This window comes from Clostridium sp. AF36-4 (genome assembly GCF_003435975.1).
In the GTDB taxonomy this organism is placed as follows: Bacteria; Bacillota; Clostridia; order Lachnospirales; family Lachnospiraceae; genus Eubacterium_F.
This window is the reverse complement of sequence record NZ_QTVH01000001.1, coordinates 100,286-122,536: the sequence shown is the minus strand read 5'-3', so window position 1 is coordinate 122,536 and position 22,251 is coordinate 100,286. Positions and strand designations below refer to the sequence as shown.

Genomic DNA, 22,251 nt, shown 5'->3' with positions numbered 1-22,251 from the left:
CCCCTACATTAATGTGTTTGTATCTAAGATTAACGCTACTTCACCATCACCAAGAATCGTTGCTCCACTAAAGAGTTTATCACAGGTGATGTGGTGTCCAAGCGACTTAATAACGGTTTCCTGTTGTCCAATCAATTCGTCAATCACAAGACCAACCTGCTGTTCTGCCTTCTGCATAATGACAACAATCAGAGATTCCGGATCATTTTCAACCGGCTCCATATCCAAAATATCATGCAGACGGAGAATCGGAATGACACGTCCACGAAGATTAATAACTTCTTTGGATTGTACAAAACTGATATCTTCTTTTGCAATATCCTCAATTCCATTGATGCTGCCAAGCGGAATCGCATATTTTTCTTCTCCGACTTTCACCATCAAAGCCTGAATAATTGCCAATGTCAAAGGAAGAGAAATCGTAAAGGTACTTCCCTCACCGGCAACGGTCTTTGCTGTAATATTACCACCAAGTGCCTCAATTTTAGTTTTTACAACGTCAAGACCAACGCCTCGTCCGGAAACATCAGTAATCTTTTCTGCTGTTGAAAAACTTGGCAGGAACAACAAATCAATAAAGTCTTTGTCTGTCATCGTCTCTGCCTGTTTTTCTGTAATAGAGCCTTTTTCAATTGCTTTCTGACGTACACGGTCAATGTCAATTCCGGCACCATCATCGCGTACTTCAATAACAACATTGTTACCATCCTGGTAAGCATCCAAAAAGATGGAACCAACCTCCGGTTTACCAAGACGTACACGCTCTTCATTGCTCTCCAAACCATGGTCAGCCGAGTTACGAAGCAAATGCATAAGCGGGTCCCCGATTTCATCAATTACGGTACGGTCAAGTTCAGTCTCTTCACCAGTCATGTACAATTCCATTTTCTTATTTAATTTACGATTCAAATCACGAATCATACGTGGGAATCGATTAACAACACTCTCAATTGGCACCATGCGGACCTTCATAACGGATTCATGCAGGTTTGTTGTCACTCGCTCTAAGTACTCAATCTGTTCATGGAATGCCTGTGCATTTGCCATCTGTCCTGACGGAGAGGCAGCACCTGCCGACACAAGTCCATTCTTTGCAATAATCAGCTCGCTGACAAGATTCATCAGAACATCCAGTTTATCAATATCGACACGAACGGAACGACTGCCCACTTTTCCTTTGGAAGCCGATGCTTTCTTTGGCTTTTCTTTGACATCCGGTTTTGCTGTTTCTTTCTTTTCCTGTGCCGGTTTTACATCATTTGATGGACCTGCCGCAGGTGCATCCGGAATCTCAATATCATCGATGTAAACCTCTGCGATTTCCGATACATTCATAACAAGTTTTTTGATATTTTCTTTCGTATCACTTGATGCAAAAATCCAGCTGAAATCAAAATCAAATTCTTCATCCTCAATCTGCTCTGTCGAAGGTACGGATTTAATCAACTCACCTTTATTTTCAACAGATTTGAATACAAGGAAAGCTCTGGCAGATTTCAAAATACAAGTTTTTTGCAGATATACGGTAATTCCATACACGTTCTTTCCTTCTGCTCTTGCTGAATTGATTGCTGTCGCTTCATATTCGGAAATCGGAATCTGCTTAAATTTGCATTTTTCATCCGATGCACTTTCCTGTTTATTTTCTGCTTTCTCTTCCTTTGCGGGAGTTTCTTCTTTTTTTACCTCTTTTTGCGCCGGAGCAGCTGCACCGTCGCCACTCTGTTCCTCTAACAGAGCATTCAAATCATTAATAATATCTTCGTTGTCTTCAGTTCCTTCATTTCCCTCAGAGGAAATAACAGCCAAATAAGACTCCAATGCATCCAGTCCTCGGAATAATACATCAATCAGCTTTTCATTCACTTTCATGTTTCCATTGCGGATTTCGGAGAATACATTTTCCAAATCATGGGTCAGACGCTGCATACGAACAAAGCCCATTGTGCCGGACATTCCTTTCAGCGTATGTGCCGCACGGAAAATCTCATTGATTGTATCTTCATTCTCCGGCTCCTTCTCCAAGACCAGAACATGCTCATTCAAACTCTGTAAATGCTCTTTTGTCTCATCGATAAACAAATCTAAATATTGACTCGTATCCATCTTTTCACACTCCTATATGTTTTATCATGGTGTCTGCCACATCTTCGAGTGGCACGACTTCATTTACAATTCCCGCCTGTACTACTGCGCGCGGCATACCATATACCACGCAGGTGTCTTCATTCTGCGCTACAACCTGAATGTCCTTGCTTTTTTTCAATGCACGGATTCCTTTGCAGCCATCGCTTCCCATCCCGGTCAAAACACCACAGACAATGTGTTCCACCGAACAAGAAACCAGTGATTCAAAAAAGATATCCGCACACGGCTTTAATCCCCCTCTTGCCGGCTTATCATTTTCCGACAAAATCAGATTTCCCTGTGCATCTTCTATGACTTCACACTGCTTGCCGCCCTGCGCAATATAAACCGTGCCCTTTTTCAGGCAGTCACCATCCTCAGCCTCCTTAACGTCGAGATTACTAATCTCATTCAAGCGAGCTGCTAATGACTTCGTAAATCCTGCCGGCATATGCTGGACAACGACTAACGGTAATGGAAAATCCTTTGGAAAATACGGAATTACCGACTGTAATGCCCTTGGTCCTCCGGTTGAAGAAGCAATCACTGCCAAACCGCCGCTTCCCCTGCCACTTTTTGGCACCTTCTTTTTTGCGGTTTTCTTCACCTTCTTCTCGGTCTGACTTTCCACATTTTTTGATTGGCTCTGAACCTGTAACTGCTGTTCTAAAATTGACTGCTCAACCTTTTTAGGAAGAGGCAGCTTACACGCCATATAGGTTCTCAGTAATACCTTTTTTCGGAATTCCTGATACCCCCCGCCAATGGAACCATTTGGTTTTTTAACAAAATCAAACGCACCAAGTGCCAATGCTTCAATGGTTTCATCAGCGCTCTGGCTGGCAATTGAACTTACAATCAATACCGGAATCTGAATTCGATATTTGTTTAGTTCCTTAAGGAGCTGTACGCCATCCATCTTCGGCATATTAATATCAACCAAAAGAATGTCCGGACGACATCCCCCCTGTAAAACATTAAGCGCTTCAAGTCCATTATTCGCTGTCTTTTCGACAATCAGTTGTTCATCATCATTTATTATATCAGAAAGGACCCTTCTCATAAGTGCAGAGTCATCAACAATCAATACTTTTTTCATCTGTGACATCTACTCCTTTCTCATCCTTCTTCGCTGCTCTTCAAAAACGTACTTAATTACCGTTTCACGTTCTTTCTCATTAATATTCAAAAATTCGCCCCTTGTCTCATAGGCAACACGGCTTCCCTCAAAATGAACGCAGGATACTACCTTCATATACAAAGAAAGTGGAATAATTCCACTTTGCAGCGAAAGTGGAAGGACAATTTCCACAAAATCCCCTTTTTTACATTCTACATTACCATGAAAACGAATTCCGCCTCCACTTAAATCTGAAATGGTACCTTCTTCCCACAAAATTTCATCTTTCTCTTTGTCCTGCTCCGCTTCATTTTTCTTTTCAAACTGCTCTTTTGGAACAATCCGGTAACGAATTGGGAACAAACAATCCAAACGATAAAACTTTCTCCTCTGAAACTTTTTCAATGGTGTCAAAAAGATAACATCCATCACATACATACGATTTTCTGTGTAACGTTTCTTAATCCGTGCTGTACACTGATACAAACCGGAGTTTGTAAAAAAACACAGATTATAATCGTCATCAATTTCCAATGGAATTACTTTCCCCTCGCTAATGGGCATTGCGATTTTGGCGGTTCTGTCCCCGTCAAAATCCAACAACTGACTGCCATATTTTTTATCTGACACCTTTCGCCCGATTGCACTTTTTATATGCATCAGTTCAATCCGGTCTCCAATCGCAAATGTAACTTTCACGGGGTTCCTCCTTTCTATCGCCGATTAAATTTCATACGAATTACATTTGAAAATAACTGCTTAATACCAACAGCGCGTGGTTTTTCTTTCTCCATATCAAGTAAAGAAAGTGCAATCTTTTCCACAGACTGCGAAGCCAGTGCATCCGGGTCTGCTACGCTAAGTGGTTTCTGATGCATGACTGCTCTCTGCATATTTACATCATAAGGAATTGCCCCCAGATAATCAATATCTATGTCTAAAAACTTATTAACAACAACACCTAATTTCTGGAACAATTCATCCGCTTCTTTTTTCCCACGTACCTGATTGGCAATCATCTTAACAACCGTTTTTTCCGGCATATACGAAGAATTGCGGTTCAACGCTTTTAATAACGCATAGGCGTCCGTAATGGACGTCGGCTCCGGCGTAGCCACCAAAAGCACTTCTTCGCTGGCTGCCACAAACTCAAGCACCGAATCTCCGATTCCGGCACCGGTATCCACAATAATTACATCTGCCTGTTTGTCTAACTCTTCCATTTTCTGAATCAGCCAGAAAACCTGTTCACGATTCAGATTTGCCATCTCATTGATGCCGGAACCGCCGGAAAGAAAACCGATCCCTTCCGGTCCATAAGTCATTACATCTTGTATGCTTTTTCCTCGAAACATCAAATCTGCCAAATTATACTTTGGGCGAATACCAAGCATAATCTCAATGTTTGCCAAACCAAAGTCAGCATCCAGTACAACCACTCTCTTGCCGAGTCTGTGAAGCTGAATTGCCAGATTTACAGAAAAACTTGTTTTACCGACGCCACCTTTGCCGGATGTAACCGTAATAACTCTTGCTGTTCGTTTTTTTTCATCAATTTCCTGCTTTTTAATTATATTTCGTAAGCTTTCTGCCTGATCCATTCCACACCTTCCTTTCTCGCCATAGAATTAGTTCGTATGATTATCACTTAGTAATTTTTTTGCCACTCTCTGCGGATCCATCTCGCCAATGTCTTCCGGAACATTTTGTCCCCACGTTACATAAGACAATGGACAATTTGTTTTCACTCTCATATTCAACATGATTCCCGCCGAAGACGTTTCGTCAAGTTTCGTAAAAATAAGACTAAAATCCGTAAGCACCGAGTAGACTGACGCAATCTTTTGTAAGTCACTGTATTTTGTACCTGCATTTAGTACCAGATAAACCTGTCTTTCATTCACCGGAATCTGCTCAAGCAATGCCCGGATGTCTTCCATCTGCTCTTTGCTTCTATGAGAACGTCCGGCAGTATCAATCAAGCAGACATCATACTGCTTAAGTTTTTCAAGATTATCCCCCAATTCTTGAGGACTGTAAATCACCTCAAGCGGGACGGATAAAATATTTGCATAAGTCTTTAACTGTTCCACCGCTGCAATGCGGTAAGTATCTGCTGTTACGAGTGCAATTTTTGCATGCTTCTCTAATTTTAATTTCGAAGCAATTTTAGCAATGGTTGTTGTTTTTCCTACTCCGGTTGAACCAAGGAAAAAGATAAATTTCGTCTTTGCATTTTCCTCTGACTTAATGCTGTAAGGCTGCCCTAACATCAAGATGATCTTCTGGTAAATATTTGCCAGAATCTGGTCTAACGGTGCATTTTTAGCAAGCGAACGATTCACCTCATCCATAATGGATTTTGCAATTTCTTCATCCACTTCATTCTGAACTAACTGCTGATATATCAACTCTTTATAGGCCTTTGTTTTTTCATCCTCCTCATCCTCTTCTTTGGATTCAGGAACCTCTTTTGGCTCTACGTTCTCTTTTGGCTCCGAAACCGGTATTTCGAGTGTTTTCTCAACTTTCTCGGTCATACCTTCTTTCTGCATCATCTGTTTCTCCAAAAGAGCTTGCAGCATACTAATGCGTTCTTCCAAACTACTGTTATCCGGTGCATCTGCTTTTTTCTCTGCTTCCGAAAACTTGCCTGCTTCAACCGGCCGCTTCTCTTTTGCCGCTTCCTCTTGTGAGTACAGTGGCGTCTCATCCAATGCTGCTGTCACCTCAACCTTTCCGCGGACAAATAACTTCGCAAGACCTTTTGGTTTTACCTTCTTAATATTCATGACAATGGCATTATTCCCTAATTCGTTTTTTGCCATTTCAATTGCATCTTTTTCTGATTTTGCTAAAAACTTTTTGATAATCACTCTACCGTCACCATCCCAACTGATTGTAATTCAACATCGGAATCAATTTCATTATATGACAATACATGCAGATTCCTAAATTGTTCTTGCGTTAATTTTTTCAGGTACATACGAACAATCGGCGAAGTAATAATAATCGGCGTTCGTCCCAGTTCCTCTAATTTGTCTGTCTCTTCCCGTAAAGAAGTCATCAGCCGGTTTGTATAATCCGGGTCAAGTGCCAGATAAGCACCCTGTTCGGTCTGTTTCACCGAATCCATAATAACCTGCTCTACGTTCGGATCCAATGTCACAACGCTGGTTGTTTCATTGTTATTAAAATACTGATTTGAAATTGCACGTTTCAAACTCTGTCTGACATACTCCGTCAATACATCCGTATCATGCGTTGTCGGCGCATAATCGGCTAACGTTTCAAAAATTGTAACCAAATCTCTTATGGAAATGCCTTCCGCCAAAAGATTCTGTAACACCTTTTGGATTTCTCCAACATTTAACAATTTTGGAACCAGTTCTGATACCAGTGTTTCGTTCGCTTCCTTCACATTCTCAATCAAGTTGTGTACATCCTGTCTGGTGAGAAGTTCATCCAGATGGGAGCGGATAATTTCCATCAAATGTGTCGCAATAATTGATGGCGGATCAACTACGGTATAACCAAGGGATTCTGCCCGCTCACGCTGACTTTCCGTAATCCAAATTGCCGGCAGATGGTACGACGGTTCAAACGTCGGAATACCGGAAATTTCTTCTTCTACATAACCAGGATTCATCGCCATGTAGTGGTCAAACAAAATTTCTCCCTCACTGACCGGCACGCCTTTTATCTTAATCAGATACTGATTTGGATTGAGCTGAATGTTATCACGTAGTCGAATCATCGGAACAACACAGCCAAGCTCTAATGCAATCTGTCTTCGTATCATAACCACACGGTCTAGCAAGTCACCGCCCTGGTTGACATCGGCAAGTGGAATAATTCCATAACCAAATTCCAGTTCAATGGCATCCACCTGCAACAGTGAACTGACATTTTCCGGTCTCCTGATTTCCTCTGCGGATTCCTCTTCTTCCGAAACTGCCTCGTCTGTCTCTGTCATCTCCAATTGATTTGCTATCATTCTTGCCGTCAGTAAAAACATAATTCCATAGGCACAAAATACCAACATGTTCAGTGGCGTAAACAAACCTAAGCCAATCAAGGCAATACCAACAATATTAAGTACTTTCGGCGTAGAAAAAAGCTGCCTTCTCAAAATATTGCCAACATCCGCTTCTTTGGAACCTTTCGTTACCAAAATACCGGTGGATAATGAAATCATAAGGGATGGAATCTGGCTTACCAGACCATCACCAATTGTCAAAATCGAATATCTCTGAACCGCTGCATTAATGTCCATGCCATTCATCAGAACACCAATCGCAATACCACCAACGAAGTTCAAAACCGTAATTACTAAGCCCGCCGTCGCATCTCCCTTGACGTACTTTGTAGCACCATCCATGGAACCAAAGAAAGCCGATTCCTGTTGAATCTTTTCGCGGCGTTCTTTTGCCTCCTCATCCGTTATGGCACCTGTATTCAAATCAGCATCAATTGCCATCTGTTTACCGGGCATCGCATCCAGTGTAAAACGCGCTGTTACTTCTGACACACGCTCGGAACCTTTGTTGATAACGAGTAACTGCATGATAACCAATACAAAGAACACAATAGCACCAACAACTAAGTTACCACCACCGACAAAGTTACCAAATGTATCAACTACATTACCGGCATCTGCCTTCAGCAAAATATTTCTTGTAGAACTGACATTCAACGACAATCGAAATAACGTCGTCAAAAGCAGCAACGTCGGAAATGCCGACATATCAAGAGGCTCTTTAGAAAACAATGCATTAAACAAAATAATCATCGAAAGTGCAATATTTAATGCAAATAACAAGTCCAGCAAAAAGAGCGGAACCGGAATAATTAAGCACAAAATAGGCACTAAGATAAATGCACCTAACACCATATCTTCGCGACGCATTGCTTTTCCTCCTTTACGTTTTTTCTATCAAAATCAACTTACTTTACCTTGTAATCCATATACATAAGCTAAAATCTCTGCAACCATCTGGTACAATTCCGGCGGAATCTGCTCTCCTAATTCTACATTGTGATACAACATTCTCGCCAAAGGCTTATTTTCTACAATTTCAATCTTATTTTCCTTTGCTACTTCACGAATACGGCCCGCCAGATAATCCGCACCCTTTGCCACAACAATTGGTGCCTCAGCTACTTCCTTATCGTATTTCAGCGCAACCGCTAAGTGAGTCGGGTTTGTGATAACTACATCCGCCTCCGGCAGTTCCTGCATCATACGTCGTCTTGACGCCTCTTGCATCTTTCTTCGAATCTGGCCTTTAATCTGTGGATTTCCTTCCGTATTTTTATATTCGTCTTTAACTTCCTGTTTCGTCATTTTCATGTCATTGTTAAACTTGCGTTTCTGGTACATCCAGTCCGCAAAAGCAATGACAAAGAAAACAGCCGTAATCTGAAAGGCAATATTTAACACGGTACTAACAATCAGGCTAACCGCTGACCAGATATCAAGCTGATAAATGTTGACAATCATGCCCCATTCATCTTTTAGCGCCTGATATACCACGTAGAACAAAATTCCTACTTTAACAACCGCCTTAATCAATTCAAATATTTTATCTTTTGAAAACATCCGCTTAAAACCGCTAATTGGATTAATTTTATTCGGTTTTGGCTGTAACGGCTTTAATGTAACTTTCCATTTAACCTGAACAACATTTACAACAAATGCGCCAATCATCGCAAGTGCTAACATCGGCAGTAACGTAATGGTAATCTCCTTGAGGCCAAACTGAAGCAAACCATCAGCACGCTTAACGGTAAATACATCCGTTGCATAGTCGTTGATATTTCCATAATAAAACTGAAACATGTCATACAACCGCTTCATCATAAAACTGCCGAACACTTTTAAGCATCCAAATAATACAAGCAATAAAACTGCCGTGTTCAAATCCTGGCTCTTTGGAGCCTGTCCTTCTTCTCGTGCCTTATCCAGCTTTTTGGGTGTCGCGGGTTCTGTTTTTTCACCGCCCTCACCGTCTTTGGCAAAAAGCTGAAGGTTATAGGAATATACCAAATAATCACCTGCCAACTCATCCGACTTTTCACTTCGGTGTAAACAAATGAATCACCTGTGTGATTACGTCCTTCATTTCACCAAAAATGTAATCTGAAACCATCGGAAAACTCTGTATCACAATTACCAAAACAGCCAGTCCTGCCAGCACCTTAATCTGCATACCAACCACAAACATATTCATCTGTGGTGCTGCCTTAGCAAGTACACCAAGTACAACATTAATCAACAGCATACAACAGAAAACCGGCAGTACAATACGCACCGCAATGATAAAATAATTCGCAATAAAATCAACTACGATGTTTTTCAGTGAAACGGTGTCAAACACCGCTTTCCCAACATTGAAATAGGAAAAAGAATCCACAATTGCCCGAATGATGTAATAATGCATATTGGTAACAACTAACATGAGCATAAGCAGATAATTGTACAAACTTCCGGTTACGGAAAACTGCATATTTACCATCGGGTCAAACATATTTGCCATGGATAACCCCATTTCCATATCCATCAACTGTCCCGCTAGGTTAATAATGTAAAAACACATACTGCACATCAATCCAAGAACCACACCAATCATAGATTCTTTCAATACAAGTGCAGAATATCCAAACACCCCGGAATATGTCAAATCGACAACCGGAGTGACCTGAATCACCACTAAGGACATAAAAACGCTCATTGCCGCACGAATCCGCATTGGCACAGACGAATAACTAAAAAATGGTGCTGTCATAATAAACCCGGAAACTCTCATCAAAATCAAGAGATAAAACTCCAGGTGTTCGAGCGTAAATGTCATTCTCAGCCTCCTGCATAAAGAGCAAATTTTTCACACAGTTTTGTAAAAAGTTCCACGCAATTGTTCATAATCCATCCACCACATATAAGCATTGTAATGAATATTGCCAATAGTTTCGGAACAAAGGTTAAAGTCTGCTCTTGAATGGAAGTAACTGTCTGAAAAATACTAATTACCAGTCCAACAATCAGGGAAACTAACAACAACGGAGCACTACATTTAATGATACACCAAATCATATCTACTGTCACATCAAGTACATCTGCATCTGTCATCTAATCGCCCCCTGTCAGTAAAAGGTTTTGACCAACTGTCCAATCACGAGATTCCAGCCATCTGCTAAGACAAACAATAATATCTTAAACGGCATCGAAATCGTCGTCGGCGGCAGCATCATCATGCCCATCGACATAAGTGTCGATGCCACTACCATATCAATTACGATAAACGGCAAGTATATCAAAAAGCCGATAATAAACGCAATTCGTAATTCACTTATCATAAACGCCGGTATCAGAACAAGAGTCGGTATCTCATCTTCTTTTTCAATGGAAACATCATTACTCTTCTTCTCAATTTCCATAAATAAGCGGATATCCTTCCGGTTCGTCTGCTCAAACATAAATTTGCGGATTGGTTTGAGTCCGGCATTTAATGCTTCTTCCTGAGTAAGTTTCCCCTTATCATATGGCTGAATACAATCTTTATTTATCTGTGTCATAACAGGTGCCATAATAAAAAGGGTTAAAAACAACGCAATTCCAATCAATACCTGATTAGGTGGTGAAGTCTGCGTTCCCAATGCCGAACGAACAAAATGAAGAACGACAATAATTCTTGTAAAGGAAGTTACCATAACAAGCAAAAACGGTGCTAACGACAATAATGTCAACACCAAAATCATCTTCATACTTGCCGACAAGCTGGAACTTCCGGCATTGGAAGTAATATTAAATTGAAAATCCTGCGGAGAGTCCGGATCCTGCACTTCTCCTTTGGAACTGCCACTTGCTTCGCTTATATCTGATTTTGAACTAACCGGTGCCGCATGCACATAAATTGTGGCACTACAAAAAAAGGTTAATATACAAAGCATGGCTAACAGAATTACAACTCGTACAGATACCTGATGTGCTTTCTTCTGTGTCTTCATAAATACCAACCTTTTCTAATTTTCTTTCTTGTTTTTGTTCAACTTGTCAAGCAGTTCTTTAAACGAAACTTTCTGGCCGTTACGAACTTCTTCCGAAAAATCCAGTTGAGTCTCATCCAATGGTGTTAAAAAGGTAATCTGATCCTTTGTAACACCAATGGAATAATATTTCTTGCCTAACTGAATAATCTGAATGTATTTCCCATTCGTAATCTTAAATGTCTCAATTACCTTAATATTACGTGACTGGCTCTGTATCATCCCGGATTTTGCAATCCATTTTGTCACATAATACGTCCCGGCAAGGACAAGGACAAAGACAACAACAACAGCGGTCAACTGTAAAATATTCTCAAGCATTAGCCAATAGCCTTCTTAACAGCCTCTAATACACGATCTGCCTGGAAAGGTTTTACAATAAAATCCTTTGCACCAGACTGAATGGATTCGATAACCATCGCCTGCTGACCCATAGCAGAACACATAATAACCGTAGCATTCGCATCAGCTTCTTTAATCTTTTTCAGAGCCTGAATACCATCCATCTCCGGCATTGTGATATCCATCATTACAAGGTCCGGTTTTGTTTCGTTGTATTTCTCGACAGCTTTGAGTCCATTCTCTGCTTCCCCTGCGACATCATATCCATTCTTTGTCAAAATATCTTTGATCATGACTCTCATAAATGCTGCGTCATCACAAATTAATACACTCTTTGCCATTATAACTTTCCTCCATTTTATTCTTTAATAATCTCGGTTACACGAATACCGAAACTTTCCTCAATTACAACAACCTCGCCCTTGGCAACAAATTTTCCATTTACAAGAACATCAATTGGCTCCCCTGCCAACTTATCCAATTCAATGATTGTTCCCGGTGCAAAATCCAGTATATCTTTTATCGATTTGCTGGTTCTTCCAAGTTCCACGGTAACTTCCAATGGAACATCCATAATCAAATCAATGTTTTCCGGTGCAATCCCGTCAAGCTGAGGTGCCTGAGCAAAATTTTGGAACTGTGCCGGCTGTATATTAATATCCTGTGGCGGAACAGCATACATTGGCTGCTGCATTCCTGCCATAGGTTGTTGTTGTGGATTTGCAAAATTTTGTGGCACTGGCTGTGGCGCCGGTGCTGCCGGCTGTGCCTGTGGCTGCGGTGTTGGTTCCGGTACCGGCTGCGGTGCCGGTTCTACGGCAACTGCCTGGCTTGCAGGAGCGTTCTCAGCCGAATCACCACCTGTCTTACCAACAAACTGCTGATAAATCAATCTGGCAAATTCGATTGGGTACAACTGCATAATCTCACTGTCAACCAAATCACCAATTTCCATTCGGAAAGAAACCTGTGCAAATAACTGCCCGGACAAATCACCAAGACCAGCCCCATCTAATCCCTCTCCAAAATCAACTCTCGTAGCAGTCGGCGGACTAATATCCACCTTTTCATTAATCATGGATGACATCGATGTCGCTGCCGAACCCATCATCTGATTCATCGCTTCACAAATAGCACTCAAATGTAAATCACTTAATTCGGTGTCATCGACGTTGGTTCCGTCACCGCCCATCATAAGGTCAGTAATTACCTTTACATCCCTTTCTTTCAATATTAATAAATTTTTACCTTGTAAGCCCGTCTTATAAGATATGTAAATGAAAACAACCGGAGCCTCGCACTGTGCAGACAATTCCTCTAGTGTCGTGTAGGAAACAGTAGGAGTTGTAATATCAACCCGGTTATTAACCAAAATCGACAACGTCGTTGCCGCCGTCCCCATACTTATATTTGAAATTTCACCTAACGCATCCGATTCTTCCGGAGTCAGCTTCTCGGCTTTCGAAATATCGCTTGATGTCTGTACGGCATCCGATGCTGCTTCTTCTGAAGTGCTATCCGCATCCACATTGCCTAATAACGCATTAATCTCTTCCTGCGATAACATTCCGTCCATTGCACTACTCCTCTCTGTAAATTGATTTTATTTTTACTGCATAGGAATCTTCATAAGCTCCCGGGATTGCAGAAAATTTCTTTATGTTGCCAACATAAACATCCAATTCATCTTCCAGCCTCGTGTTTACTTTTATAATATCCCCCGGCTGCAAATGAATGAAGTCATTCACCGATATCGCGCTTCGTCCCATAATCGCACGAACCGGAATCTGAGCTCTCTGTAATGATTCTTCCAGGTAATCTCTATATGTACCGTCTCCGGTTGCTACAGAAGTGGAGTACCAGTATTTAGTGTTCACCTTATCAATCACCGGCTCTAATACCGCATATGGAATACAAACATTCATAAGTCCCTCTACTTCACCAATTTTAATGCTCATCGTAACAATCGATGTCATCTCATTTGGTGTAACAAACTGAGCAAACTGCGAGTTTGTCTCAATCCTCTCAAGCATCGGCTCCAACACTTGAACAGTATGCCACGGTTCCACTAAAAGGTTTGTGCAAACTACCATAATGCGTTCAATAATTGTCAATTCTATTTCCGTAAATTCGCGATTTTTCTCCAACGGCTTTCCACCGCCTCCAAGCATTCGGTCAACAACAGCAAACCCAATTTCCGTTGACACTTCCATAATAATGTTACCATCAAGTGGCGCAAAATTTACAACACCTAGTATAACCGGATTTGACAAGGAATTGGAAAACTCCTGATAAGTAACCGCCTCCGAATGCATCACTTCAACCTGTACGTTCTTACGAAGATATACTGGCAGATTTGTGGAAAGAAGTCTGGCATAATGCTCAAAAATAAATTCAAGCGTTCGCAGATGCTCTTTTGAGAACTTGGATGGTCTCGCAAAATCATAATCCTTAATCTGTCGATCATCCGTCTCACCCGCCTCATCTGGGTCAAATTCACCACTATTAAGCGCGGATAACAAATTATCTATCTCATTCTGCGACAATACGTCACCCATTTGTTCTCACCTCTTTTCTCACACTGTTGTTTATTATATCATATTTCCTTCATAAACTAAAGTCTTTTTTTCGATTCTTACAATCAGGCAATCAATGGATCTTTTAACGAAATCTCAACAACTGCCTTTGTATTGTATTTTGCCTGAATTTTCTTCACAATTTCAGAACGAACCTTTACCAAGTCTAATGTTGTAGCTGTATAACTTCCAAGTGTTTCTTTCACAATATCATCTACATAAATATCATTGGTCTGAATCGATTCACTCACCTTTTTATAATCATCGGCTTTGCTGTTAAAAGAAATTGTAAAACCGGCAAGCTGCGCATAATGGTTGCTGTCGTCACCGGCATCTTTTTTTAGGTTAATATTTACTGCCGAATCATAAGTTTTCGTATAAGCCACCAAATCATCAATTGTATAGTCCTGCTCTTCGGAATTTGGGTCATCAATATTTAAATCAATCACCGATGCCACTTTATCAACCAGAGCAGCTGTCTTATTTGAGGCAGGTACAATAGAAAAGACAAGTACAATCCCCAATACAAGATTCACAATTGATACCGCCATAACAATAATGGTCAATATATTCTTCTTCATAAGAAATTCCTCCATTTACTTACTTGTATAAATCTTAATCTCAACACGCCGGTTCTGAGCGCGTCCTTTTCTTGTTTTATTGGATGCCACCGGCTCATACTCACCCATACCGGAAATCTCAATTTCCGTCTCCTTTGGCTTCATATGTTTTTTATTTACCAAATATTCAAACACCGTATTCGCACGTGCTGTTGAAAGCATCATATTGTTCTTGTATCTGCCGGAAATTGGAACATTATCCGTGTGTCCTTCAATTTTGATCCGATGGTCTGCATATCGCTTCAAAATATCTCCGACTTTGCTCATCAAAGGCACCATGTTTTTCTTAAACTCAATATCGCCGGATTCAAAAAGCAGTGCACCATTTAATGAAATTTGAACAAATTGATATTTTTTATCCATATTAATGTTAATCTGGTCTTCCACGTTCTGATGTTCTGCATCCTGTGTGAGTTCTTTGTACAATTTTTCTGCCTTTTCCTTTTGTTCCTGCTGTTGTTTTTTTAAAAATCCCTCTTCTGCTTTCGCTTTATCATTCATCGGCTTTTCTCCGGTTGACTGGTTGCCCTGCTCAGATTTGTTACCATCCTGCTTGTCAACCTGTTCTTCCGATTTCTGATTGTCCTCTCCGGAATTTTCATATTCGTTAAAATACTCCGAAATCGAAACGAGTTGATCGGTTCCACTTGATACAAATGCACCTTCCCCAACAGCAGCACCGCCACCATCAAAGATATTAATCCGCTCCGTCATGGATGTTACTAACTGTTCGTACTTATCAGCATCGACAGTCGACATTGAAAACAAAAGGACGAAAAAACAAAGCAAAAGATTCATCAGGTCGGCAAAGGTATTAATCCATCCGGCGCTAATACCCTCCTGTTCCGCCTTCTTTTTCTTTCGGGCCATTAAGCGTCACCACCTTGTCCGCTGCCTTTATTACCACCACCAAGAACTTCTTCTCTCTCACTAGGTGCAAGGAAAGATTTCAGTTTTTCCTCAATCACACGTGGATTTTCACCTGCCTGAATAGAAAGAATTCCTTCGCAGATAACTTCCTTCATAATAATTTCTTTCTGGTTTTTCGCACGCAGTTTTGTTGCAATCGGGATACTGATCCAATTGGCAATCAGCGAACCATACAAAGTAGTAACCAACGCAACCGCCATGTTCGGTCCAATTGAACTTGGATCATCCAAATGTTTTAACATGTTAATCAATCCAATCAAAGTACCAATCATTCCCCATGCAGGACCCATAGCGGCCAAGTTATCCCAGAAGCTGTAAACTTTGCTATGTCTCTGCTCAATGCAATCAAGTTCTGTCTCTAGAATACTTGATACCAATTCCTGATCCGTGCCATCAACAATCAACATAATTCCCTTCTTCAGGAAATCATCATCTATGTCACCGGCTGCCTCTTCTAACTGCAAAAGCCCTTCTTTACGAGCTACGTTTGCCAAATCAATAATTTTATGTATCGTCTCCCCCTCGCTGGATTCCTGTACTTTGATTGTCAAAAGGAATGACTTTAAGCAGTTTATAAGTTCTCCAATGTTGCCGGACATCGTCAGCATACACATCAAACATCCAACAATAACAATCAAAAAGGACGGATAATCCCAAAAGTTTTCCAATGCAGCAAATCCTAAGTCACCGGAAACAATACCATATACTACGGCTCCCGCACATCCTACGAGGCCTATAATTGTAGCTATATCCAAAATGACACCACCTAACTGTTACATGTTATTTCTTTCTCGTATAATTTTACTAGATTTTTCACTTCTTGTCTACTTTCTTTTACAATTATTTTTTTTCCCGTTGTTAAAGTTATCACCGTATCCGGTGTTTCCTCTACCATTTCAATCAAATGGTTATTAATGGTAAGTAATGAACCATTCATTCTTGTCACATCAATCATAAACCCCTCCTTACTTGTAAAAAGCACACTGTCCCATCCGCATAATTCATGCGGATGGGTCAATATGCCTAATCATTATCGTTTCAGATTAATGAGTTCCTCAAGCATTGTATCAGATGTAGTAATAACACGGGAGTTTGCCTGAAAACCACGTTGTGTCGTAATCATATTGGTAAACTCGGTTGCCAGATCAACATCGGACATTTCCAAAGCTCCGACTGAGAATTTACCAACTTCTGAAATATCCACACCAATTCCATCAAAATCACCGGAGTTCAAGGTTGCTGCATACATGCTGTTACCAACCGCCTCTAAGCCGGATGGATTAGCAAATGTTGCCACTGCGATCTGTCCTAACAATTTTTTGTCACCGTTACTGTATACACCATAAATCATACCATCAGTCTGAATTGAGAAACCATTTAAAGTTCCTGCCGCATTACCGGCTCCATCCCCGTTGTTATTGCTGTCACCACGGTTTGGTTTTACTTTACAGGTTTTATTGCTCGCATACATCGTCAAATCCGAGAAGTTAACATCCACACCACTGGTTGGATACGAATTTCCGGTATCACTTAAGTTTAATTTCAGCACCTTGCCATCAGCACTGCTTACACTGGTAAATGCACCGGTCACCGGATTAAAGGTAAGTACCGGCCAGTCCGTATCAGCAGGAAACGAAATATCACCACTACTTGGATCTACTGTATAATTTGTGCCCCCAAGATCTATCTCGTTAAAATTAATCACCTGCTCGGTAGAAATGTAATTACCTGTCGCATCATCTTTCTTTTTCAAAATAGATTTACCATCTGCACCAAGAACATCATGAAGACGAACGCTGTATGTATTTGGCGCATCCGCACTCGTCTGGATAATACTGAGTTTTGCTGTACACAAATTACCTAAATTATCATAAAAGCTGACTGCCATTGGGTAACCGGCTCCATCTGCACTATAAGCAACTAAAGGGTCTTTTTGGTCTACATTTCCGGAAAGGGAAACTTTCGTTGTCGCATTTGGGTCAGAATAAGCATTCTCGCCACCCATCAAATTCAAGGTAGATACGGTATCTTTGCGGATTTCTCCATTTTCATCAACACCCCATCCAAGAACAGAAGCACCATTTGTTGTGCAATATAAAGTACCATTTGCATCAATATCCAGCGCCCCGGATTTTGTGAAATATGTATTTCCATTGCTTCTTACAATCAAAAATGCATCACCGTTAATCATAAGATCCATGCCGCGATCGGTACGCTGCGTTGCTCCGGTACCACTTAAATCCACGCTAATTGCTGCCACGTTAGATCCAAGACCAATCTGTACTGCGTTCGTTCCTGCTGTGCCAGTTGTTGCGTTCGGACCGGATGCATTCTGTGTTGTCTGATAAAATACATCGGTAAAGTTTACTGTACTTCCACGGAAACCAACCGTATTTACGTTTGAAATGTTATTACCAATTACGTCCATCTTTGTCTGATGAACTTTCAATCCGGATACACCGGAATACAATGATCTCATCATAATGAATCACCCTCCAATTTTACTTTCGTTATGCTCTCTCTGTCAGTCAAGAGCATGTATGCTTCCTGTTAAGGGCCAGCATATATTTGTTTTTAGTTAATTATCGCTCCATCGATATTGGTAAATACAGCATTTTTTGTGTCATTTACCGCAGTAATCACCAGATTATTCTTCACATTCACAATAAACGCAAAATTGTCAACCATGACTAAGGACTCTTTCATCCCTTTTTCTTTCGCCTTACAGGTTGCCTCTAACAGTCTTTCTTTCTGATCTGCCGACATATCAATCTGCCTGGTTTCTAACCGCTTTGACGCATGTTTGGAAAATAAGATTTCATCAAACGATGCTGTATTTGTCTGCACGGTCTGTTTTTTTACCTGTCTCTGTGAATCTGTTGTCTGCATCCGGTGACGAATCTGTTCCATGGATGTAAAACCATTCGTTACATTCATAGCACCCGACCTCCTTGTCACACTTATTCAGCCTCTGTCTTCTCTGTTTCTTCAGCTTTTTCGGTGTCTTTATTCGCATCCGAAGAATCCTTATCTCCGTTTGGAATACCACTTCGTACTACTTTGATACATACCTTATCTTTGACTGTTGTTTTAAGCGGATCATCAAAGTAAAAGCCTAAATAATAATCACCCGGCTCTAATTCACTGAAAGCTTCCGGGGAAATGGTTACCGTTCCATTATCGTACTTTAGATACTTGGAATCTATGTACTGGCCGTTTAGCACAACTGCCACACTGCTTGCCTCATATCCTTTACTTCCTAAATCAATAGAAACATCAATAAGGGATGGGTTTGAAAGATCATATGTCTTCGTTTGTGCTGTAACGCTTGGCAAATACTCTTTAATAGCATAATAACTATCCATTACCTGTACCAAATCGTCTAAGTCATACGAATTTCCATCAACAACCAACATAGCCTTGCCATTCTTCATTTCGACACAATCTACCGTTCCGCGTACTTCTTTGTAAGTTCCCGCAGAATCAGTTGTCTGTACAATAACTTCTTTCCCAACCAAACTGTACGCACTTGTATTTGACATCGTAGAACTCATATTAGTCATCTGTTCAAGTGCAGAGAACTGTGCTAACTGAGAAATAAATTGTGTATCATCCTGTGGATTTAACGGATCCTGATTCTGAAGCTGAGTCACAAGAAGTTTTAAAAACTCATCTTTACCAAGTTCACTTGAACCTCTTTGATTAACTTTACGCTCAGTTGTTCCATACGTTAAATCTTCCAACGCTGTCGTCAAATCACTTGTACTGCTTACTGCCATCTTCTCACTTCCTTTCTAAGCCGTATAATCGACCATACTATTAACGTCACGCCGTTCAGACGCTGTCGTCAAATCTTCATTCTTTTCCTCATCCGAAAAACTTTTATCCGGACGGAATTTGCGGTTTCCGCTCTGTTTAGAACCGGTCTGCTCTTGTCCTTCGCCGTCTTTTTTCAGTCCGAACTCAGCGACTGTCACTTCTACCTCATCCACTTTAAGTCCCTGCTCGTTAAAAGCTTCTTTTAAGTGAATCATCTGACTTTCAAGTGCTTCTTTTGCCATCTGGTTTTCTACAACCATCGTTGCTGTCGCAACTCCTGCACTTGCTGCCACCGTGATATTAACACGGCCTAAGCTTGCCGGATTTAAACGAAGTTCCATACTGGTCGTTTCCGGCATTACACGGATGCGAATCTGTCGAACAACCTGCTCCACAATCTGATTCATCGTCTGTGTTACATTCTGCCCCTTCATGCCACTTGATTTTTCAAGTGCTTCCGAAAGACGGTCTGTAAATGTTTCCGCCATCGTAGTATGAGTAGGAACCAATGAATCATCGTCCTGCGACATCTCACTGTCATCACTCATGGACATATCCTGCTGTGTATCTTTTTGCAAATTTGAAGAATTTGTATCTTCTACTATTGCGGTCACGGTATTCTCCACTGTTCCTGTCTGGTTTAACGCATCTTTGCCTGCAGCCATAGTGTCCGTTTGACTTGCCGCCTGCAATGTATCCACTGCCTGCTTTAACAGTTCCGACATAGCCTCTGCCTTAAGAGAAGCAAGCTCTTCCTTCGTCACACCGAGCGTATCACACACAAAATCAGCAAGTGCATCTGTCACTTCTGAAAGTTCTGTATTCAACGCATCATTGGTTAAAAATGCACTCGCATCTTCTATGCCATGAACACCGAGAATCAACTGTTTAAGCGCATCTGCATTCACTGCCATAATACCATTCTCGCTATCACAAAGAATGAGTGATTCCGGCTGCAAATCCAATGAATTTAGGATACCCTGTAATTCTTCATTTGTCAGACCAAGTAAATCTTGTAATAAAACTGTCACCTGCGAAGCAAGAACAACGGTAACTTCATCAATATCCGGTTCATCATCCGTCATCTGTTTTACCATCAGTGAATCCTGCGTATCGTTTGAAGCCGCTGTGTCGGATTTTGTATTAATGGCTTTTGATTTCTGATAACGGTTTGCCGCTAACTCTTTTCTCGCCATGCCATCATCTACTTTGCCATCCGGCACAAAATCATCCATGGATTTTTTTGTCTGCTGCTTATTTCCTTGACTGCTCATTACAGCCTCAAACAAGGTATCTTTTGCCTTTTCACTTTTTTCAGTAACTGCAGTTTCGACCTTTGGCAGAACATTTGAAATTCCCTGCATCGTCATTTCATTTCCCTCCTTTCTTCTTAAAAATCTACTACAGATTTTATATCGGCATTTACCTGTCTTTTCTTTAGTTTTTATTTCTTTTTCATCGCCGTCATCTTCGTTGTAATCTGAGCTGCCGTCGTCGGTGTCATATTCTGCAAAATCAAAGCACTTTTCGAAGTCTGCATACTGTCAAGTATCTTCGCAACCAGAGTTAAATCATTGGTCATCTCGGACAAAATTGCTGCTGCGCTGGCAGGTTCCATTTTGCCGTATGCATCCGCCTGATCCTTGATTTCCTGTGAATACTCATAATCCTTGCAGACTTCCTTATAAATTTTTTCTGCATTATCCGGCTCTATTTCTTCATAGTATTTTTTGTACTCTTCCGTATCCGGTGCCTTATCGTTATAAACGACGTTTTTATCAAACTCCTGCACACGTTTTGCAAACACACTTTGTTCCTGCTCAAATTTCTTTAATCGGTTAATTTCTGCTTGCAGATCGGACACTTCACTCTGGTTGGCACTGCCGGCATTTTTATTTGCTGCGAGCTGGCTCTCAAGTTCTTTAATTCTCGCGTTTGCCTCAGTCAGATTATCATATTCTTTACTTGTCGATGCATCCTGGTTCTGCGCCGGTTCCGGCAAAATCATATTTACAACAGGAACATCTTTCAAAACCGGATACAACACTTCACTTCCAAAGTTCCCCACATCCAGTTTAATCAGCACGCCAAAGATAGCAAGCCATATCACAACAATGACAAGTACAATTAGCATTGTAACAATTTTACTTCCTGTACTTTCATCTGTCGAAACCTTATTTTCCTTATTCTTGTCCTTTTTTGCCATGACAAATCTCCTTTCACTCTAATTTCTCTACACCATAGCGGTAGCTCACAAGCTCATCCACTTCTTTTTGCTCTTTTTGATTTTCTTCCGCTACAAATTTTTCAAAAGCCTTTTCTTTTAACTTTTCAAAGGTCTTTCTTTCCTTCATTGCTTCATTGAGATGTTCTCTTGCCACCTCAACTTCTTTTTCTTTTTGCTTTACGACTAATATCTGCTGTCGCAAATACATTCGAAGAATCTCAACGTCATCTTCCTCTCTCTTTATCTGCCCGACTTTCAAATTTTCAAGCATTGCTTCTTTCAACGCCTGCTTTCCTGCTTCCAGTCTGTTTTCACACTGTTTTTGCATAAGCAGTGCCTCCTGAAGGGAACGGTTCGCCTGCGCAAAATTATTTTTTGCCTGCTCTTCAAGCTTTTCTTTCATGTTCAAAATGTTCTGCATGGAAAAAATAAATCGTGCCATCG

The 22,251-nt window shown here is 40.9% G+C and carries 24 protein-coding genes; all 24 read right to left on the bottom strand.

Features of this window, described 5'->3' with window-relative positions; all coding sequences use genetic code 11:
- Window positions 1-3: 3 nt before the first annotated feature.
- The 24 genes from DW005_RS00555 to fliJ all read right to left on the bottom strand — a co-directional run bounded on the left by DW005_RS00555 (window position 4) and on the right by fliJ (window position 22,249).
- On the bottom strand, window positions 4-2,106 hold the full coding sequence (locus tag DW005_RS00555; protein WP_117477738.1) for a chemotaxis protein CheA: 2,103 nt from the start codon (window positions 2,104-2,106) through the stop codon (window positions 4-6).
- A gap of 4 nt (window positions 2,107-2,110) precedes the next feature.
- Complete coding sequence (gene cheB, locus DW005_RS00550; protein WP_117477831.1) at window positions 2,111-3,226, bottom strand: chemotaxis-specific protein-glutamate methyltransferase CheB; 1,116 nt, start codon at window positions 3,224-3,226, stop codon at window positions 2,111-2,113.
- 9 nt (window positions 3,227-3,235) lie between these two features.
- Window positions 3,236-3,946, bottom strand: coding sequence for a flagellar brake protein (locus tag DW005_RS00545; protein ID WP_117477737.1), 711 nt, complete (start codon window positions 3,944-3,946; stop codon window positions 3,236-3,238).
- A gap of 14 nt (window positions 3,947-3,960) precedes the next feature.
- Window positions 3,961-4,848, bottom strand: a complete 888-nt coding sequence (locus DW005_RS00540) for a MinD/ParA family protein (protein WP_117477736.1) — start codon at window positions 4,846-4,848, stop codon at window positions 3,961-3,963.
- Window positions 4,849-4,875: 27 nt separating this feature from the next.
- Window positions 4,876-6,123, bottom strand: a complete 1,248-nt coding sequence (flhF, locus tag DW005_RS00535; RefSeq protein ID WP_117477735.1) for a flagellar biosynthesis protein FlhF — start codon at window positions 6,121-6,123, stop codon at window positions 4,876-4,878.
- Window positions 6,120-8,156 carry a flagellar biosynthesis protein FlhA gene (gene flhA, locus DW005_RS00530; protein ID WP_022377995.1) on the bottom strand — a complete coding sequence of 679 codons (2,037 nt, stop codon included), beginning with the start codon at window positions 8,154-8,156 and terminating at the stop codon, window positions 6,120-6,122. The genes flhF and flhA overlap by 4 nt, the downstream gene beginning before the upstream one ends.
- A gap of 33 nt (window positions 8,157-8,189) precedes the next feature.
- Complete coding sequence (gene flhB, locus DW005_RS00525; RefSeq protein WP_117477734.1) at window positions 8,190-9,296, bottom strand: flagellar biosynthesis protein FlhB; 1,107 nt, start codon at window positions 9,294-9,296, stop codon at window positions 8,190-8,192.
- A gap of 28 nt (window positions 9,297-9,324) precedes the next feature.
- Window positions 9,325-10,101 (bottom strand): flagellar biosynthetic protein FliR, encoded by a 777-nt coding sequence (gene fliR, locus DW005_RS00520; protein WP_022377997.1) that lies wholly within the window; start codon window positions 10,099-10,101, stop codon window positions 9,325-9,327.
- Window positions 10,102-10,103: 2 nt separating this feature from the next.
- Window positions 10,104-10,376 carry a flagellar biosynthesis protein FliQ gene (gene fliQ, locus DW005_RS00515; RefSeq protein WP_022377998.1) on the bottom strand — a complete coding sequence of 91 codons (273 nt, stop codon included), beginning with the start codon at window positions 10,374-10,376 and terminating at the stop codon, window positions 10,104-10,106.
- Window positions 10,377-10,390: 14 nt separating this feature from the next.
- Entirely contained in the window at window positions 10,391-11,254 is an 864-nt protein-coding gene (gene fliP / locus DW005_RS00510; RefSeq protein ID WP_117477733.1) for a flagellar type III secretion system pore protein FliP, read from the bottom strand.
- 15 nt (window positions 11,255-11,269) lie between these two features.
- Entirely contained in the window at window positions 11,270-11,614 is a 345-nt protein-coding gene (locus DW005_RS00505; RefSeq protein ID WP_117477732.1) for a flagellar biosynthetic protein FliO, read from the bottom strand.
- Window positions 11,614-11,976, bottom strand: a complete 363-nt coding sequence (locus DW005_RS00500; RefSeq protein ID WP_022378001.1) for a response regulator — start codon at window positions 11,974-11,976, stop codon at window positions 11,614-11,616. The genes DW005_RS00505 and DW005_RS00500 overlap by 1 nt, the downstream gene beginning before the upstream one ends.
- Window positions 11,977-11,993: 17 nt before the next feature.
- Window positions 11,994-13,211: a flagellar motor switch phosphatase FliY gene (gene fliY / locus DW005_RS00495; protein ID WP_117477731.1), complete on the bottom strand. Its 1,218-nt coding sequence runs from the start codon at window positions 13,209-13,211 to the stop codon at window positions 11,994-11,996.
- A 4-nt stretch (window positions 13,212-13,215) separates the two neighbouring features.
- Window positions 13,216-14,193 carry a flagellar motor switch protein FliM gene (fliM, locus tag DW005_RS00490; protein ID WP_117477730.1) on the bottom strand — a complete coding sequence of 326 codons (978 nt, stop codon included), beginning with the start codon at window positions 14,191-14,193 and terminating at the stop codon, window positions 13,216-13,218.
- Window positions 14,194-14,276: 83 nt separating this feature from the next.
- A complete protein-coding gene (locus DW005_RS00485) occupies window positions 14,277-14,792 on the bottom strand; it encodes a hypothetical protein (RefSeq protein WP_022378004.1) in 516 nt (171 codons plus the stop codon).
- A 15-nt stretch (window positions 14,793-14,807) separates the two neighbouring features.
- Window positions 14,808-15,701, bottom strand: a complete 894-nt coding sequence (locus tag DW005_RS00480) for a flagellar motor protein MotB (RefSeq protein WP_022378005.1) — start codon at window positions 15,699-15,701, stop codon at window positions 14,808-14,810.
- The gene (locus DW005_RS00475) at window positions 15,701-16,516 is read right to left on the bottom strand and encodes a motility protein A (RefSeq protein ID WP_117477729.1); all 816 of its coding nucleotides are present in this window, start codon (window positions 16,514-16,516) and stop codon (window positions 15,701-15,703) included. Before DW005_RS00475 ends, DW005_RS00480 begins: the two co-directional genes overlap by 1 nt.
- An 11-nt stretch (window positions 16,517-16,527) precedes the next feature.
- Window positions 16,528-16,743: a flagellar FlbD family protein gene (locus tag DW005_RS00470; protein ID WP_347461284.1), complete on the bottom strand. Its 216-nt coding sequence runs from the start codon at window positions 16,741-16,743 to the stop codon at window positions 16,528-16,530.
- Window positions 16,744-16,791: 48 nt separating this feature from the next.
- Window positions 16,792-18,243: a flagellar hook-basal body complex protein gene (locus DW005_RS00465; RefSeq protein WP_117477728.1), complete on the bottom strand. Its 1,452-nt coding sequence runs from the start codon at window positions 18,241-18,243 to the stop codon at window positions 16,792-16,794.
- Window positions 18,244-18,335: 92 nt separating this feature from the next.
- Entirely contained in the window at window positions 18,336-18,698 is a 363-nt protein-coding gene (locus tag DW005_RS00460) for a TIGR02530 family flagellar biosynthesis protein (protein WP_117477727.1), read from the bottom strand.
- 23 nt (window positions 18,699-18,721) lie between these two features.
- Complete coding sequence (locus DW005_RS00455; RefSeq protein ID WP_117477726.1) at window positions 18,722-19,540, bottom strand: flagellar hook capping FlgD N-terminal domain-containing protein; 819 nt, start codon at window positions 19,538-19,540, stop codon at window positions 18,722-18,724.
- A gap of 15 nt (window positions 19,541-19,555) precedes the next feature.
- Window positions 19,556-20,950 (bottom strand): flagellar hook-length control protein FliK, encoded by a 1,395-nt coding sequence (locus tag DW005_RS00450; RefSeq protein WP_117477725.1) that lies wholly within the window; start codon window positions 20,948-20,950, stop codon window positions 19,556-19,558.
- A 74-nt stretch (window positions 20,951-21,024) separates the two neighbouring features.
- The gene (locus DW005_RS00445) at window positions 21,025-21,786 is read right to left on the bottom strand and encodes a hypothetical protein (protein WP_117477724.1); all 762 of its coding nucleotides are present in this window, start codon (window positions 21,784-21,786) and stop codon (window positions 21,025-21,027) included.
- Between the two features lie 13 nt (window positions 21,787-21,799).
- On the bottom strand, window positions 21,800-22,249 hold the full coding sequence (gene fliJ / locus DW005_RS00440; RefSeq protein WP_117477723.1) for a flagellar export protein FliJ: 450 nt from the start codon (window positions 22,247-22,249) through the stop codon (window positions 21,800-21,802).
- Window positions 22,250-22,251 lie beyond the last annotated feature (2 nt).

Bases quoted from the DNA above. Each gene is read 5' to 3' on its own strand.
- fliP (WP_117477733.1), bottom strand. From the start codon at position 11,254: ATGAAGACACAGAAGAAAGCACATCAGGTATCTGTACGAGTTGTAATT.
- DW005_RS00505 (WP_117477732.1), bottom strand. From the start codon at position 11,614: ATGCTTGAGAATATTTTACAGTTGACCGCTGTTGTTGTTGTCTTTGTC.
- DW005_RS00480 (WP_022378005.1), bottom strand. From the start codon at position 15,701: ATGGCCCGAAAGAAAAAGAAGGCGGAACAGGAGGGTATTAGCGCCGGA.
- DW005_RS00460 (WP_117477727.1), bottom strand. From the start codon at position 18,698: ATGAATGTAACGAATGGTTTTACATCCATGGAACAGATTCGTCACCGG.
- cheB (WP_117477831.1), bottom strand. From the start codon at position 3,226: ATGAAAAAAGTATTGATTGTTGATGACTCTGCACTTATGAGAAGGGTC.
- DW005_RS00555 (WP_117477738.1), bottom strand. From the start codon at position 2,106: ATGGATACGAGTCAATATTTAGATTTGTTTATCGATGAGACAAAAGAG.
- DW005_RS00485 (WP_022378004.1), bottom strand. From the start codon at position 14,792: ATGAAGAAGAATATATTGACCATTATTGTTATGGCGGTATCAATTGTG.
- DW005_RS00455 (WP_117477726.1), bottom strand. From the start codon at position 19,540: ATGGCAGTAAGCAGTACAAGTGATTTGACGACAGCGTTGGAAGATTTA.
- fliM (WP_117477730.1), bottom strand. From the start codon at position 14,193: ATGGGTGACGTATTGTCGCAGAATGAGATAGATAATTTGTTATCCGCG.
- fliY (WP_117477731.1), bottom strand. From the start codon at position 13,211: ATGGACGGAATGTTATCGCAGGAAGAGATTAATGCGTTATTAGGCAAT.
- fliR (WP_022377997.1), bottom strand. From the start codon at position 10,101: ATGACATTTACGCTCGAACACCTGGAGTTTTATCTCTTGATTTTGATG.
- DW005_RS00540 (WP_117477736.1), bottom strand. From the start codon at position 4,848: ATGGATCAGGCAGAAAGCTTACGAAATATAATTAAAAAGCAGGAAATT.
- DW005_RS00465 (WP_117477728.1), bottom strand. From the start codon at position 18,243: ATGATGAGATCATTGTATTCCGGTGTATCCGGATTGAAAGTTCATCAG.
- DW005_RS00450 (WP_117477725.1), bottom strand. From the start codon at position 20,950: ATGACGATGCAGGGAATTTCAAATGTTCTGCCAAAGGTCGAAACTGCA.
- flhA (WP_022377995.1), bottom strand. From the start codon at position 8,156: ATGCGTCGCGAAGATATGGTGTTAGGTGCATTTATCTTAGTGCCTATT.
- DW005_RS00500 (WP_022378001.1), bottom strand. From the start codon at position 11,976: ATGGCAAAGAGTGTATTAATTTGTGATGACGCAGCATTTATGAGAGTC.
- fliQ (WP_022377998.1), bottom strand. From the start codon at position 10,376: ATGACAGATGCAGATGTACTTGATGTGACAGTAGATATGATTTGGTGT.
- DW005_RS00445 (WP_117477724.1), bottom strand. From the start codon at position 21,786: ATGGCAAAAAAGGACAAGAATAAGGAAAATAAGGTTTCGACAGATGAA.
- fliJ (WP_117477723.1), bottom strand. From the start codon at position 22,249: ATGGCACGATTTATTTTTTCCATGCAGAACATTTTGAACATGAAAGAA.